At 75.8% G+C, this 15,129-nt stretch carries 8 protein-coding genes; 5 read left to right on the top strand and 3 right to left on the bottom strand.

The genetic code is table 11. The features are described 5' to 3' along the window. Nucleotides 1-157 precede the first annotated feature (157 nt). From IHE55_RS18675 to IHE55_RS32330, 3 genes are all read left to right on the top strand, one after another. Nucleotides 158-940: a DUF4232 domain-containing protein gene (locus tag IHE55_RS18675; RefSeq protein WP_197990062.1), complete on the top strand. Its 783-nt coding sequence runs from the start codon at nucleotides 158-160 to the stop codon at nucleotides 938-940. Between the two features lie 220 nt (nucleotides 941-1,160). Continuing rightward, nucleotides 1,161-1,976 (top strand): VOC family protein, encoded by an 816-nt coding sequence (locus IHE55_RS18670; protein WP_197990061.1) that lies wholly within the window; start codon nucleotides 1,161-1,163, stop codon nucleotides 1,974-1,976. Between the two features lie 309 nt (nucleotides 1,977-2,285). Next, the gene (locus tag IHE55_RS32330) at nucleotides 2,286-4,508 is read left to right on the top strand and encodes a glycosyltransferase family 2 protein (protein WP_197990060.1); all 2,223 of its coding nucleotides are present in this window, start codon (nucleotides 2,286-2,288) and stop codon (nucleotides 4,506-4,508) included. A gap of 74 nt (nucleotides 4,509-4,582) precedes the next feature. On the opposite strand, the gene IHE55_RS18660 is transcribed toward IHE55_RS32330, so the two are convergent. Beyond that, on the bottom strand, nucleotides 4,583-9,577 hold the full coding sequence (locus IHE55_RS18660) for an NAD-glutamate dehydrogenase (protein WP_197990059.1): 4,995 nt from the start codon (nucleotides 9,575-9,577) through the stop codon (nucleotides 4,583-4,585). A gap of 1,204 nt (nucleotides 9,578-10,781) precedes the next feature. Here IHE55_RS18660 and IHE55_RS18655 point away from each other — a divergent pair. Further along, nucleotides 10,782-11,357, top strand: a complete 576-nt coding sequence (locus IHE55_RS18655; RefSeq protein WP_197990058.1) for a DJ-1/PfpI family protein — start codon at nucleotides 10,782-10,784, stop codon at nucleotides 11,355-11,357. Between the two features lie 218 nt (nucleotides 11,358-11,575). Here the strand turns inward: IHE55_RS18655 and IHE55_RS18650 are convergent, their stop codons facing one another. Together IHE55_RS18650 and IHE55_RS18645 are read right to left on the bottom strand one after the other, a co-directional pair. Further along, nucleotides 11,576-12,262 (bottom strand): HAD family hydrolase, encoded by a 687-nt coding sequence (locus tag IHE55_RS18650; RefSeq protein ID WP_197990057.1) that lies wholly within the window; start codon nucleotides 12,260-12,262, stop codon nucleotides 11,576-11,578. Between the two features lie 477 nt (nucleotides 12,263-12,739). Beyond that, on the bottom strand, nucleotides 12,740-13,246 hold the full coding sequence (locus IHE55_RS18645; RefSeq protein ID WP_197990056.1) for a DUF6912 family protein: 507 nt from the start codon (nucleotides 13,244-13,246) through the stop codon (nucleotides 12,740-12,742). A 1,415-nt stretch (nucleotides 13,247-14,661) separates the two neighbouring features. Between IHE55_RS18645 and IHE55_RS18640 the strand changes: the two genes are divergently transcribed. After that, entirely contained in the window at nucleotides 14,662-15,036 is a 375-nt protein-coding gene (locus IHE55_RS18640; RefSeq protein WP_197990055.1) for an Rv3235 family protein, read from the top strand. The last annotated feature ends 93 nt before the right edge of the window (nucleotides 15,037-15,129 follow it).

Raw genomic sequence — 15,129 nt, 5'->3', positions numbered from 1 at the left:
ACCCCGTACCGGGGCCCGTCCGGCGGCGTCAGTCAAGCGTTAGTGAGACGGCAGCCGGTGATCAGCGGCGGGCGGCAGAGTCATACCCGTCCGCACCGCGGGCACGGCCCGCCACCGATCCGGCGGCGCCACCGACCACCATCACGGGGGACCCCCAATGCGCACCTTCCGCACCCGCACCACCGCCCTGGCCGCCGCCTCCACCGCCGTCCTGGCCCTGGCCCTCACCGCCTGCGGCGACGGCGGGTCGGACGCCCGGTCGGCCGGGACGACGGACGGCAAGACCCAGCCGGTCGCCGCCGCGGAGCGCGCCACCCAGGACTCCGGCACGGCCGCGGAGGCGGACGCCGCACAGGGCGCGGACGCCGCTCAGGGTGAGGCCGCCCAGGACGCCGGTACCGCGAAGACCAGCGGTACGGCGAAGGCCACCGGTACCGCCACCTCGTCCGACGGCCGCAAGACCACCGGCGGCACCGGGGCCACCGCCCCGGCGAAGCCCGCCGCCGGCGCCAAGGCCACCACCCCGCTGTGCACCGTGAAGAACCTCTCCATCACCGCCGCCCACCAGGACGGCCCGCCCTACACCCACATCGTGCTGACCGCGAAGAACACCTCCCGCACCAGCTGCCGGCTGAACGGCTTCCCGGAGATCCAGTTCCTGGAGAGCCACCGGGAGAACGTGCCCGCGGTCGCCAAGAGCAAGCCGGCCGCGCCGGTGGTGCTCACCCCGGGCGCCCCCGCGTACGCCCTGGTGCGGGTCTCCAACGGTGGCGTCGACGACGAGACCGAGCCGGTCACGGCGTTCTCCGTCACGCTGCACGGCAGCGACGAGGTCAAGGCCGTACGGGCGCCGGGCGCGGAAGGCATCGCCGTCGACCCGTCCGCCTGGGCGACCGGCTACTGGACCCCGCAGCTCCGCAACGGCGCCGACGACTTCTGATCCGGCCGGGCCGGCACCGGCCGCCGACCGCGCCGCCCCGGGATACGTGCGCCCGGGGCGGCGCGCTCCTGCGTCCCGCCGGTGGCCGGTCCCGCCAGGGGCCGGGTAACGCGGGGCCCGAGTGGCGCGCGGGCCCGCGGCGGGGAAGGGTGGTACGGGACGACCGGGCCGGCCGGCCTGCGGACGGCCCGGTGACCTCGCCGAACTGGAGGCGTCACCGATGCCGGAAGTCACCACCCGCTACGCGCCGGGCACCCCGTGCTGGACCGACCTGGCGGCCCCCGACCAGCAGGCCGCCCTCGACTTCTACGCCGGGCTCTTCGGCTGGTCCGGCGAGATCGGACCCCCGGAGACCGGCGGCTACAGCGTCTGCGCGCTCCGCGGACTGCCGGTCGCCGGGATCATGGCCGCACAGATCATGGACGACGCGGTGACCGACGAGCCGGCCGCGCCGACGGTGTGGACCACCTACCTCGCCTCGGACGACGCGGACGCCACCGCGGCGGCGGTCGCCGCGCACGGCGGCACCGTGCACAGCCCGGTCATGGCGGTGCACGACCTGGGCCGGATGCTGGTGGCGGCCGACCCGACCGGGGCCGTCTTCGGGGTGTGGGAGGCCCGCGAGTTCGTCGGCGCGGGCCTGGTCAACGAGCCCAACACCGTCATCTGGAACGAGCTGAACACCACCGATCCGGCCACCGCCGGCGCCTTCTACCGCGCGGTGTTCGGCATCGAGCCCGCCCCCGTGGAGGACGTGGCGGGCGCGGAGGGGTACTCCACGCTCACCGTGGCGGGACGCCCGGTCGGCGGCATGCAGGCGCTGCCCGCCAGCGCGCCGCCGGAGGCCGTGCCGCACTGGCTGGTGTACTTCGCCGTCACCGACCCCGACGACACCTGCCGCCGGCTGGCGGCGACCGGCGGCACGGTCCTGCAACCGCCGTTCGACATGGTGGCCGGCCGGATGGCACTCGTCACCGACGGGGCCGGCGCACCCTTCGCGGTGATCCGTCCCTCCCCGCTGGGCGAGACCGGCTGACCCCGGCCCCGCACGGTCCCGCACCCGCGCCCGCGCCCGCACTCCGCCGCCCGGCCCCGCGCCCGTGCCCTGCGCCCCTCCGCCCATCCCCACCCCCATGCCCCCGGGCCACACCGCGCCCGCTCCGCCCCGGGCCGTCACACCCCCCGGCCACGTCACCCGGCCCGCCACGTCACCCGGTCGGCCCCGCCGCCCGGCGCACCGGGGGCGCTGCCCCGGCCCGGCCGTTACGGTGCGGAACAGCGGCCCCACCGCTCCGCGCCGCCGCCGGTGGCGGTCCGGCCGCCCGGGTGAGGGGAGCAGTGCCCGATGAGTCCGACGAACCCGGCCGGCCCCCGGATCAGCGTGGTGGTCCCGGTCCACAACACGGGCCGGACGGTGCTGACCGGCCTCGCCTCGTTCCGCGCCCAGACCCTGCCGCGCGAGGCGTTCGAGGTCATCTACGTGGACGACGGCTCCACCGACGGCACCCCCGCGCTGCTCGCCGCCGAGACGGCCGGGGACGGCAACGTCCGGCTGCTGCGCACCCCCTGCTCCGGCTGGCCGGGCCGCCCCCGCAACGTGGGCCTCGACGCGGCGCGCGGCGCGTACGTCCTCTTCGTGGACGACGACGACCACCTCGCCCCGCGGGCCCTGGAGCGGCTGTACGCGCGGGCGGTGGAGACCGGCGCGGACATCGTCGCCGGGCGGACCGCCGGTCACGGCAGGGGGGTGTCCCGGGTGCTGTACGACGAGCCGATGTCCGACGGCCACATCCTCCGGGACCCGGTGCTGCTCACCTCGATGACGGTGCACAAGCTCTTCCGCCGCGAGCTGCTCACCGCGCACGGCATCCGCTTCCCGGAGGGGAAAGTGCGGCTGGAGGACCACATGTTCATGCTCCGCGCGTACCTCGCCGCGCGGCGGGTGGCCACCGTGCACGACTACACCTGCTACCACTGGGTGCGCCACGACGAGGGGGCGCACCACATCAGCTTCACCCGCGCCGAGCCCCGGAAGTACCTGGGCAGCGTCCGCGCCGTGCTGCGGATCGTCACCGACCACCTGGAACCGGGGCCGCGCCGGGACGCGTTCATCGCCCACTGGTACGCCACCAAGGCGCTGCACCGGCTGGAGGGCGAGAAGTTCACCGCCAAGCCGGTCTGGTACCGGTGGCAGGTCTTCCGCGCGGTCCGCTCGCTGGCCCGGGACTGCGTGCCGCCGCGGGTGGACCGGCTGCTGCCGGCCAAGCAGCGCGTCGCCTCGGCGCTGGTGCGGTACGGGGACCGGGTGCTGATGGAGGAGTACGCCCGGTGGGAGGACGGCACCGGCCACCGGCCGCGCCTGGAGGACGTGCGCTGGGCGGACGGGGTGCTGCGGGTGCGCATCGGCACCGAGCTGGTCCGGCCCACCGCCGGCGGCGGGACCACCCCGGTGCTGGTGGAGGACCGCGGCGGCGGTCGCCGGCGCCTGTGCCTGCCGCCGCGGATCGCGGCCGTCCCCGGCGTCGCGGAGGCCGCCGACTGCGCCGGTGACCTGGCCCGGGCCACCCTCACCGGGCAGATCCGGCACCGTGACGAGGCCACGCTGCTGGCGCTTCCCACCACCGTGCGCCGCCACGACGTCCCGGCCTCCGGCGAGCCCCCGGCCGGCGAACCGGCGGCCGGTGTCCCGGCGGGCGGCGGCACCGGGGCCCGGCCCGCCCGGTACGGGGTGCGGTTCGAGGCCGAGTTCGCGCTGGACCCGGCCACCGCCGACCACGGCCTGGCACTGGACGGCGTCTGGGACGTGTTCGTACGGCTGGACGCCTGCGGCTGGGGGTCCAACCGGCGGCTGGGCGCGGACCGGGCGGACCGGGTGACGCGGCAGCTGCTCCCCGCCCTCTGCCCCGGCCCGCCGGCACCGCCCCACGAACCCCCGCCGGCACCGGCACCACCTCACCAACCCCCACCACCACCGCCGCACGACCCTCCGCCGGAACCGGCACCGGCGCCGCCTGACGGGCCGGCCGGACCGGCATCGGCCGTCGCGCCCACGGCCGAAGTCGCCCCTGCGGCCGGGCCCGCCGCCCTGTTCGTCAACCCCTACTGGACCCGGCCGCACGACAACCTCAGCGTCTCGGTGAACGGCCCCCTCGGCCCGCTGGGCCGGGTGGTCCGGGACCTCTCCGGTGCCGTGGTGACCGAGGCCGGCGGGCTGGTCACGGCGGTGATCCCGGTGGCGCTCGGCACGCCCGCCCGGCCGGTGCCGGTGACCGTGCTGCTGGAACGGGACGGGGCGGCGCCGCGGGCCCTGCCGGACGGCGCCGCCCGGATCGAGCCCCTGCCGGGAGGCGCGGCCGCCCTCGTCCTGCGGGTGGCCGCCGGCCGGCTCACCGCCGCCCCGGGCGGTGTCCCCGCCGAGCTGGCGATCGGCCACGGCGGCCGGTCGGTGCGGCTGGGGGTGGCCCTGCGCCCCGGGCCCGGCCCCGGCCGGTGGTCCGCGGTCCGGCCCGGTTCCGCGGCGGTCCGCTCCACGCCCGCGGCACGGCCCGCCGCGGAACCGGGCCGGTGACACCCGTGAGGGGCGGTACGGACCCCACCGGTCCGTACCGCCCCTCACGGTGTGCCGTCGGGCACGGTGTGCCGTCAGGCGTGCGAGCGCAGCAGCGTCCGCATGGTCCGCATCGCCACCGACAGGTTGGCCAGGTCGAAGGTCTCCGAGCCCTGGATCTCCTCCAGCGTGGTGCGGGCGCGGTGCAGGATCGCTGCGTTCTTCTCCTCCCACGCCTTGAACCGCTGCTCCGGCGTCGCCTCGTCCTCGCCGACCGACAGCACGTCGGCGGTGAGGGCGGCGTGCGCCGCGTAGAGGTCCTCGCGGATGGAGGCGCGGGCCATGGACTGCCACCGGTCGGCGCGCGGCAGCTCGATGATCCGGTCCATCAGCTGGGTGATCGACAGCCGGTCGGCCAGCTCGTAGTAGACCTCGGCGACCGCCAGCGCGTCCTTGCCGGTGCGGTCCGCGGTGGCCACCACGTCCAGCGCCGGGAAGGCGGAGGAGAAGCCGGCGACCCGGGTGGCCAGGGCCTGCGGCACCCCGGCGGCGGTCAGCTCCTCGTAGATGCCCTCGTACCACTCCAGGTCGGCGCCGCGCAGCAGCCGGGGCAGCTCCGTCCAGACGGCGGCGACCCGCTCCTGGAAGAAGTCGATGGTCTCCGCGAGCTCCAGCGGCTGCGGGCGGTTGTTGAGCAGCCAGCGGCTGCCGCGCTCGACCAGCCGGCGGCAGTGCAGCCGCATCCGGGTCTGCACGTCGGCGGCGACGATGTTGTCCAGCGCCTCGACCTCGTCCCAGACCTCGCCGAGGCCGAAGATGGCCCGGGCCGCGGTCTGGGCGCGGACGATCTCCTCGATGGAGGCGCCGGTCTCCTCCCGCAGCCGGTGCAGGAAGGTCGAACCACCGGTGTTGACGGTGTCGTTGACCAGCACCGTGGTGATGATCTCGCGGCGCAGCGCGTGGGCGTCGATCTGCTCGGCGAACCGCTCGGACAGCGCCTTGGGGAAGTAGGCGTGCAGCAGGTGCTGGAGGTAGGGGTCGTCCGGCAGCGAGGTGCCGATCAGCTCCTCCGCCACCGTGATCTTGGTGTAGGCGAGCAGCACCGCCAGCTCCGGCTGGGTCAGCCCGCGGCCGGCGGAGAGCCGCTCGCGGATCTGCCGGTCGGTGGGCAGGAACTCCAGGGCCCGGTCCAGGTGCCCGTCACGCACCAGGCGGCGCATGGTGCGCTGGTGGGCGTGGAGCAGGCTGGGGGCCTGGGCGACCGCGTTGGCCAGCGCGGTGTTCTGCGCGTAGTTGTTCCGCAGCACCAGCGAGCCGACCTCGTCGGTCATCTCGGCGAGCAGCTTGTTGCGCTGCTTGACGGTCATGTCGCCGTCCCGGACCACCGCGTTGAGCAGGATCTTGATGTTCACCTCGTGGTCGGAGGTGTCCACGCCGGCGCTGTTGTCGATGGCGTCGGTGTTGATCCGCCCGCCGGCCATCGCGAACTCGATCCGGCCGAGCTGGGTGCAGCCCAGGTTGCCGCCCTCGCCGACGACCTTGACCCGCAGGTCCTGGCCGTCCACCCGGATCGCGTCGTTGGCCTTGTCGCCCACGTCGGCGTTCGACTCGGTGTGCGCCTTGACGTAGGTGCCGATGCCGCCGTTCCACAGCAGGTCCACCGGGGCCAGCAGGATGGCGCGCATCAGCTCGGCCGGGGTCATCTTGGTGACGCCCGACTCGATGCCGAGGGCGGCGCGGACCTGCGGGGTGATGGTGATGGACTTCGCGGTCCGCGGGTGGATGCCGCCGCCCGCGGAGAGCAGCTCGGTGTTGTAGTCGGCCCACGAGGAGCGCGGCAGCTCGAACAGGCGGCGGCGCTCGGCGTAGGAGACCGCGGCGTCCGGGTCGGGGTCGAGGAAGATGTGCCGGTGGTCGAAGGCCGCGACCAGCCGGATGTGCTCGCTCAGCAGCATGCCGTTGCCGAACACGTCGCCGGACATGTCGCCGACGCCGACCACGGTGAAGTCCTGGGTCTGGGTGTCGTGGCCCAGCTCGCGGAAGTGCCGCTTGACCGACTCCCAGGCGCCGCGGGCGGTGATGCCCATGCCCTTGTGGTCGTAGCCGGCCGAACCGCCGGAGGCGAAGGCGTCGCCGAGCCAGAAGCCGTAGGACTGGGCGACCTCGTTGGCGATGTCGGAGAAGGTGGCGGTGCCCTTGTCGGCGGCGACCACCAGGTAGGTGTCGTCCTCGTCGTGCCGGACCACACCCTCGGGGTGCACGACCTCGCCGCCGACCATGTTGTCGGTGATGTCGAGCAGACCGGAGATGAAGGTGCGGTAGCAGGCGATGCCCTCGGCCAGCCAGGCGTCCCGGTCGATCGACGGGTCGGGCAGCCGCTTGCCGACGAAGCCGCCCTTGGCGCCCACCGGCACGATGACGGTGTTCTTCACCATCTGGGCCTTCACCAGGCCGAGGATCTCGGTGCGGAAGTCCTCGCGCCGGTCCGACCAGCGCAGACCGCCGCGGGCGACCTTGCCGAACCGCAGGTGGACGCCCTCCACCCGCGGCGAGTACACCCAGATCTCGTACGCCGGGCGCGGCGCGGGCAGGTCGGGGATGGCCTGCGGGTCCAGCTTCATCGACAGGTAGGAGTGCGGGTTGCCCTCGCTGTCGGTCTGGAAGTGGTTGGTGCGCAGGGTCGCCTTGATGAGGGTGAGGAAGGCGCGCAGGATGCGGTCCTCGTCCAGCGAGGCGACCTGGTCCAGGGCGGCCTCCAGCTCCTCCAGCAGGGCGTCGGTCAGCTCGGTGCCGGCCCGCTGCCGCTCCGGGGACATCCGGGCCTCGAACAGGCTCACCAGCAGCCGGGTGGTGTGGACGTTGGTACGGAGGGTGTCCTCCATGTACGCCTGGCTGAAGGTGGAGCCGGCCTGCCGCAGGTACTTGGCGTAGGCGCGGAGCACCATGGCCTGCCGCCAGTCCAGCCCGGCGCCCAGCACCAGCTGGTTGAAGTTGTCGTTCTCGGCCCGGCCGGTCCACACCGCGGCGAACGCGTTCTGGAAGCGCTCGCGGGCGTCGTCCGGCAGCGGGTCGCCGCCGCTGCCCGGCAGCCGCAGCCCGAAGTCGTAGATCCACGCGGAGGTGCGGTCCGAGCAGCGCAGCTCGTAGGGCCGCTCGTCCACCACGTCCACGCCCAGCCGACTGAGGACCGGCAGCACCTCGGAGAGGGAGACCTGCGTCCCGGCCCGGTAGATCTTGAAGCGGCGCTCGCCGGGGGCGGCGCCGACCGGCTCGTAGAGGCTGAGGGCGAACTCCTGCTCGCCGCCGGCCGCGGTGAGCCGCTCCAGGTGCTGGAGGTCGGCGACGGCGCTGCGCGGCGAGTGGTCGGCCTTGTAGCCCTCGGGGAAGGCGTTGCCGTAGCGGCGCATCAGCTCCGCGGCGCGCTCCTCGCCGACCTCGGCGCCGAGCGCCTCGGCGAAGCCGTCGGCCCAGGAGCGGGCGGCCTCCACCAGCCGGCGCTCGATGCGCTCGACGTCGGCGTCGGTGAGGTCGGGCAGCTCGGTGCCGGGCTGCACCCGGACCACGAAGTGCAGCCGGGAGAGCACCGACTCGGTGTGCAGGGCGGTGAAGTCCACCGGCGGCCGGCCGCTGAGTTCCTCCAGCAGGATGTCGGTCAGCCGCAGCCGCACATCGGTGGTGAAACGGTCCCTCGGCAGGTAGACGAGCGCCGAGTAGTAGCGCCCGTACTCGTCCTGGCGCAGGAACAGCCGCAGCCGGCGGCGCTCCTGGAGGTACAGCACGGAGGTGACGATCGAGCGCAGCTGGTCGACCGGCGTCTGGAACAGCTCGTCGCGCGGGTAGGTCTCCAGGATCTGGAGCAGGTCGCGGCCGTCGTGGCTGTTGGGCGGGAACCCGGCGCCGTCCAGCACCTCCTGCACCTTGCGGCGGATCACCGGCACCCGGCGCACCGACTCGGTGTAGGCGGCGGAGGAGAACAGGCCCAGGAACCGGCGCTCGCCGATCACGTTGCCCTGGGCGTCGAACTTCTTCACCCCGATGTAGTCGAGGTAGGAGGGGCGGTGCACGGTGGCGCGGCTGTTGGCCTTGGTGAGGACCAGCAGGCGGTGCTCGCGGGCCTTGGCGCGGGCGTCGGCGGGCAGCCGGCTGAAGGACGCCGAGCCGCCGCCCGCCGGTCCGGCCGCGGTGGCCGGCTGCGCGCCGTCGGTGTCGCGCAGGTGCGGGTCGGAGCGGAGGATGCCCAGGCCGGTGCCGGGCACCGCGGTGAGCACGTCCTCCTCGCCGCCGGACTCGGTGGGCACCTGGGTCAGCTCGTACTCGCGGTAGCCCAGGAACGTGAAGTGGTCCTCGGCGAGCCAGCGCAGCAGCTCACGGGCCTCCTCCACCTCGTGCTCGCGCAGGTCCTCGGCGGTGGGTTCGGTGTCCAGCGACCCGGCGATGCGCAGCGCGGCGTCGCGCATCTTCTCCCAGTCCTCGACGGCCTCGCGGACGTCGGAGAGCACCCGCAGCAGGTCGCCGGTGATCTGCTTGAGGTCGCCCCGGTCGGTCTCCCGGTCGATCTCCACGTGGATCCAGGACTCGGCGCGGGCGTCGTGCGGCAGTTCCGCGCCGTCCTCGGCGGCCTTGCCGTCGGCCCCCGGGGAGAGCACCTCGATCAGCTTGCCGGTGACGTCCCGCCGGACCACCACGAGCGGGTGGACCACCACGTGGATGCCCCGGCCCTGCCGGGACAGCTCGTTGGTCACCGAGTCCACCAGGAACGGCATGTCGTCGGTGACCACCTCGACCACCGAGTGGGTGCACGTCCAGCCGTTCTCCTCGACGGTGGGCGTGTACACCCGCACGTTCGCGGTGCCCTGCGGCCGGTTCTCCGCCAGCCGGAAGTGGGACAGCGCGGCCCCGAGGACGTCCTCGGGCTCGCGGCCCGCCAGGTCCTCCGGGGCGGTGTGCAGGTAGTAGTGCTGGAGATACGCGGTGAGGGCCTCCGGGCCGGGGCCCGGAGCCGGATGCTGTCCCCCGGCAGGGCTGTTCTCAGCTACCCGGGCGGCCCGGGCGAGCAGCTCGGCCTTGGCTTCGTCCAGCTTGGTCTGCATGTCCTCTGGCTCCTGTCGCGCGCCGTTGCGTGACATCGATGGCGGTGACACAACGTCGCCGTGCGGGCTGTCCGCACTCCTGGGACGACGGTATGCCGGAATGGGGGAGAGCAGGGGCGTAATCGGCCGAATGCGACCAGGACCCCTGGCGACGACACGGATCAGCGGCGCCCCGGTCGCGCGGAGGCGCCGGGCGCGGGGCAGGGGCTTCGTCGCCCCTGGCGGATATCGCGCTGATCACGCCGTCAAGGCTATCGCCCTTCCCCCTGGCCCCGTCATGAGCCGTATGTGTACAAAACCGGGCTCGGAAGTTTGACGGAATGGACACCTGTACGGGGAGGCGTGTGGTGCATGGGACCGCGGGGACCACGGACCGCTACCGGGACGCCCCCGGAACCCCCCGTGACCTCACGGAACCGCTCCCGTCCCACCGGACCCGCACACCGCGCCGCCGGCCGGGCCGGACCCGAGCACGGCGCGACCGGACCCGGCGCACCCGTCCGATCCGGACCCCACCGCCCGACCGGCCGCGGCGCGACCGGGCCGGGGGGCCGCAGGGTGGACCGCGGGGCGGGCGGCGGGGGCCGTGGGGGCGGGCCGGAGGTCGCGAGGGGCGGAGCCTGCCGGCCACGGCCCGGCCGGGCGTGTCGCGCCGGGCGGGCCGGGGGCGCGCGGCGGGCGGCGGGGGCGTCCGGCGGGCGGCCGGGGGTGTGCGGCGGGCGGGCAGCCGGGGTGTGCGGCGGGCGGCCGGCATCCGCGTCCGCGGCCGGCGCCCGCCCGGTGAATGGCTGTCCGGATGCCGGACGCCACCGTCCCCGGCCGGCCCCCGCGGCGCGCTCCGGCCGGGGGCGAACGGGCACGGGAAGGAATGAACAGGGACAGACAGATACAGATAGGGATGGATGGGAGTGGAACCGGTTCGACCGGGGCGAGGCGAACAGGCACGGCGTGGGCGCCGTCCGGCCGGACGCCGGGCCGGGCCGGCCGGGCGTCGGACGGGCCGGACGCGGACCGGACCCGACGGACGCGGACCCGACGGACGCGGGCCGGACCCGACGCGCACCGGCGGCGGACCGGACACAGGGGCGGCCACCGGGAGCAGGGCTTTCCGCACCGGACCGAGGGCGGCGCGGCGCGGCGCGGATGCACCACGGACCGGACCGCGAGTAGCGTGAAACCACGTGACCGAGCGGAGGTGGGTGGCATGGCCGCGAAGGTTCTGATCGTCACCGGTGACGCGGCCGAGTCGCTGGAGGTGCTCTACCCGTACCAGCGGCTGCGCGAAGAGGGTTACGACGTCCACGTCGCGGCACCGAGCCGGAAGCGGCTCCGCTTCGTGGTGCACGACTTCGAGGACGGCTACGACACCTACACCGAGAAGGCGGGTTACACCTGGCCCGCCGATCTGGCGTTCTCCGAGGTGGACCCCGGCGGGTACGCCGCCCTGGTGGTCCCCGGCGGGCGCGCCCCGGAGTACCTGCGCAACGACCCGGAGCTGCGCAAGATCCTCAAGGCGTTCTTCGACGCGGACAAGCCCGTCGCCCAGACCTGCCACGGTCCGCTGCTCACCGCCGCGATCGGCGGTCTGACCGGGCGGCGGGTCACCGCGTACCCGGCCCTGGAGCTCGACGTCCAGGCGGCCGGCGGCACCTTCCGGGACCAGGAGGTGGTGACCGACGGCACGCTGGTCTCGGCCCGCGCCTGGCCGGACAACCCCGGCTGGATGCGGGAGTTCCTGCGGGTGCTGCGCGCCGTGGCGCCGGTGACCGGCGAGGAGTGACCGCCCGACGTCCCCGGCCGCCGGTGCGGCCGGGGATGGGGTCGCAGGCGCCGGACGGGATTTCCGGCCCGCCCGGCGCCTGTCCCACCCCGGGGGCCGCCGCCCGCGTCGGTTCAGGCCGTTCCCCCGCGCGCCCGCCGCCGCGTCAGCTCCCGCCCCCGCCCCGCGGCCCGCCGTCCGCGTCGGCTCCTGCCCGCCCCGCGGGCCCGCCGCCCGCGTCAGTTCAGGCCGCTCACCGGCCGCCGGCCGGCCAGCTCCCGGGCCAGCTCGGCCGCCTCCGCGAGGGTGTCCACCACCGGCACCCCGGCGGCCTCCAGACAGGCCCGGGACTGCGACCCGCCGGTGTAGAGCACGGCGTGCGCCCCCGCGGCCGCGGCGGCCGACGCGTCGTCCACCGCGTCGCCGATCACCACCACCCGCTCCGGGGAGACCCCCTCCAGCGCCGCCAGGTGCCGCACCATCTGACCGGCCTTCCCGTGCTGCTTGGGGTCCACCCGGCCGTCCACCCGCGCGAAGTAGCCGTCGATGCCGTGCGTCCGCACCAGCGGGACGAGGTGGTCGTGCGAGGCGAGCGAGCACAGCGACTGGGTCAGTCCCGCGGAGTGCCAGTCGGCGAGCAGCTCCCGGGCCCCGGCGGCCAGCGCGGCGTTCCGCGCCGCCTCCCGGTAGTGCCGGTGGAACGCCGCGTCCATCACCTCCCACTCCTCGTCCGTGGGCAGCCGGCCCATCAGCCGCTCGTAGAAGCGCGGGACCGGTACGCAGTACAGGTCCCGGTAGCGCTCCAGCGTGAGCGGCTCAAGTCCCAGCTCCGCGAACGACGCGTTGGTCGCCGTCATCACGGCGTCGATGTCGTGCAGGAGGGTGCCGTTCCAGTCCCAGACGATGTGTGCCACGTGCTTCCCCATTCCGACGACGGTACCGACGGGCTCCGACAGCCGCGCCGACGGCCTCGGGGAGAGGCTTCCCCTCCGGACGGCGGCCCCGCACCGGCGGGTCACCGGAGGCACCCGGTCCGCCGGGCGCCGGGCCCCGGCCATCCGGGCGTCCACCGCGCGCCGCGCCGGGCAGCCACCGGGCACCGCACCGGCCTCCGCCGCACGTCGTGTCGGGACACCGCCGCGCGCCGCGCGGGGACACCGCGCCGGCACCGGACGTACCGTCAACGTGCCCTGCCCACATGGCCCGTCCGACTGCGCGCCCCCGCGGACGCGCGGAGTGTCCGGGACCGGGAAGGGCGGCCGCGAGGTCTCCCGAGGGCCGGCCCCCGGGCGGGCGGCGTGCCCGATCCGGGCGGCGGACGTACCGGGCGCGCCGATCACCGGAACACGCCGCCGGGCGTCGTCACCAGCGCGCCGCCTCCGGGGGCACCGGGCCGGGCGTCGTCACCCGATGAGGTTGGGGATCTCCTGTGTCGCGTACCACATCAGCTCGTGGTCCTCGGCCCCGTCCACCACGAACTGCGCGTCGTCGTCACCGAGGTCGGCCGCGCCGAGCGCCTCGGCCGCCGCGGCGATGTCCGCCTCCGCGTCCTCCGAGTCGATGTGCACGGCGGCGGCCTTGGCCAGCGGCACGGTGGTGGCGATGCGGACCTCCCCCAGCGCGGCGTGGTCCAGGCTGCGGTCCGGGTCGGCCACCGCCGCACCGTCGGCCACGTCGAGGGCGACGACCACCCGGCGCCGGGCGGCCCGCGGGTCGGCGGCGAGCCGGCGCAGCGACGCCTGGGCCGCCCGGCTGAGCGCCGCGTACTCCAGCTCCTCGATGTCGGAGGAGACGTACCACTCGCGCAGCCCGGGGGTCACCGCGTAGGCGTCCAGCGGCGCCGGGCCCAGTACGCCCGCCTCGTACGCCTCGGCGAGCCCGGGCAGGGTCAGGGGGACGTAGACGCGCATGGCTGCCGCTTTCGTGAGGACCCTTCGACGGGTGCCGGGCGGGACGGATACCCCGCCAGCATACGGGCCGCGGGGCACCGCCCGGTGGCACGGAGCGGGGCCGCAGCGGACCGGCCGGCGGGCCGCGGCACCCGGCGCCGGAGGGCCGCGCACCGCGTCGACGGCCGGTACCGCGGTGCCCCGGATAGGTGAACCGGACCGAGCGGTGCCGCCCCCGGCCACCCGCCTTGCCCGTGCGGAAAAACCGCCGGTAGAAGACTCCCCACGGTTGTTACCAACGAGTACGCGCGGGGCTTCGCGCCTCGTTCCGCGGGGGCGGTAGGGATGAGCGGAACCACAGTCACGACCAGCACCGGCATCGGCGCCGACCCCGGCCCGGTCCCGGACACCGGGCCCGGCACCGGCCGCGACCCCGGTACGGAGTGCCGGCACGGCGGGAAAGCCGGGCACGGCCCGGGGTCCGGGCAAGAGGGGGACGGGCACGGGCCGGGGGACGGACACGGGCCGGGAAACGGAAACGCCCCGGAGTACGGACGCGAGGGGCACGGCCCGGGGGACGCGAACCGGCCGGAAAGCGGACACCACCCGAACTCCGGGCACGGCAGCGAGCGCGGGCATCACGCCGGGTGCGCGTGCCACCCCAGTACCGGGCACGGCCCGGGAGGCGGACACGAGGGGTGCAGGCACGGCTTGGGGGACGGGCACAGGCCGGGACGCGGACGCGACTTGGCCTCCGGGCACGACCCGAACTCCGCGCACCACCCCCGGTGCGGGTGCCACCCCGGCGCCGGGCACGGCCCGGGAAGGGGACACGGACCCGGCGGCGGGCACGCCACGGGAAACGGGCGTAACGAGCGTGGCACCCCGGCCACCGGTCCCGGTCCGGGGCACGGGCACAGTCCCGGAAGCGAACACGCCTCGGGGGCCGTGCCCGGCCCGACCGCCCCACGCGGTACCGGGTGCGGATGCGGACACGCCCCGGCACCCGGCGCACCCGGCACCCCGGCCCCGGAGGCACCGGCAGCGGACACACCGGACACACCGGGAGGACCGGGCGTACCGGATGGGCCGAGCGCACCGGGCACGCCGGCCGACGTGCCGGGCCCGCGCGTAGCCGTACCGGGGCCCGCGCGAGAACCCGTACCGGGCCACCTGCCGCCGGAGCCGGGCGGCGCGGCTCCGGTCACCGACCGGTCCCCCGCCCCGCCGGGCGGGGTGTCCCCGGCCCCGGCCGGGTGCCGACGCAAGGCCGGCGGACCTCGCCGGCCGCCACCCGGCCACCGGGTCCGGGCCCCGGCGCGAGCCGGCCGCCCGGCCGGCCGGGCGCCACCCGGTCACCGGGTCCGGGCCGGCCGGCGGGGCGGGGTGGCGCCCGGCGGTCGGGCCCGCCGCGCCCGGTGTCCAGGGCGGCCACCGTGGCGGCCCGCCGTCAGGCGCAGGAGACCCAGCCCCGCTACTGGTTCGCCCACCGGCTGCTGCTCACTCTCAGCGGACGGCGCCCGGTCCACACGCTGCTCGGCCACGCCCTGCCCGAGGCGTACGACCGGCTGGTGGAGCTGGCACCCCGCACCCCGCTGCGGCCCCGGGCGACCGGCACCGAGGCGCCCTACGTGGCGCGCTGCGACGAGTCCCGCCCCCGGGACGGCGTGATCGAGGCGTTCGCCCGGGTGGCCTTCGACGACCGGCTGATCGCGTTCGCCTTCCGGCTGGAGCGGGGACGGGACGACCGCTGGCGCTGCGCCGCCGTGGACCTCGGCCCGGCAGGCCGCCCGGAGCCGCCCCAGCCATGACGCCCCGGTGCGCGGGCCCGCACATCAGGCGATACGCCGGCGGGCCGGGGACCGCGGCTGTCCGCCGCCGTCCCCGGCCCGTCGTTCACACCA

The sequence above is a fragment of the Streptomyces pactum genome (assembly GCF_016031615.1).
Classification (GTDB): domain Bacteria; phylum Actinomycetota; class Actinomycetes; order Streptomycetales; family Streptomycetaceae; genus Streptomyces; species Streptomyces pactus.
The sequence above is the reverse complement of the archived record's forward strand: the minus strand, read 5'-3'. Positions and strand labels throughout refer to the sequence as shown.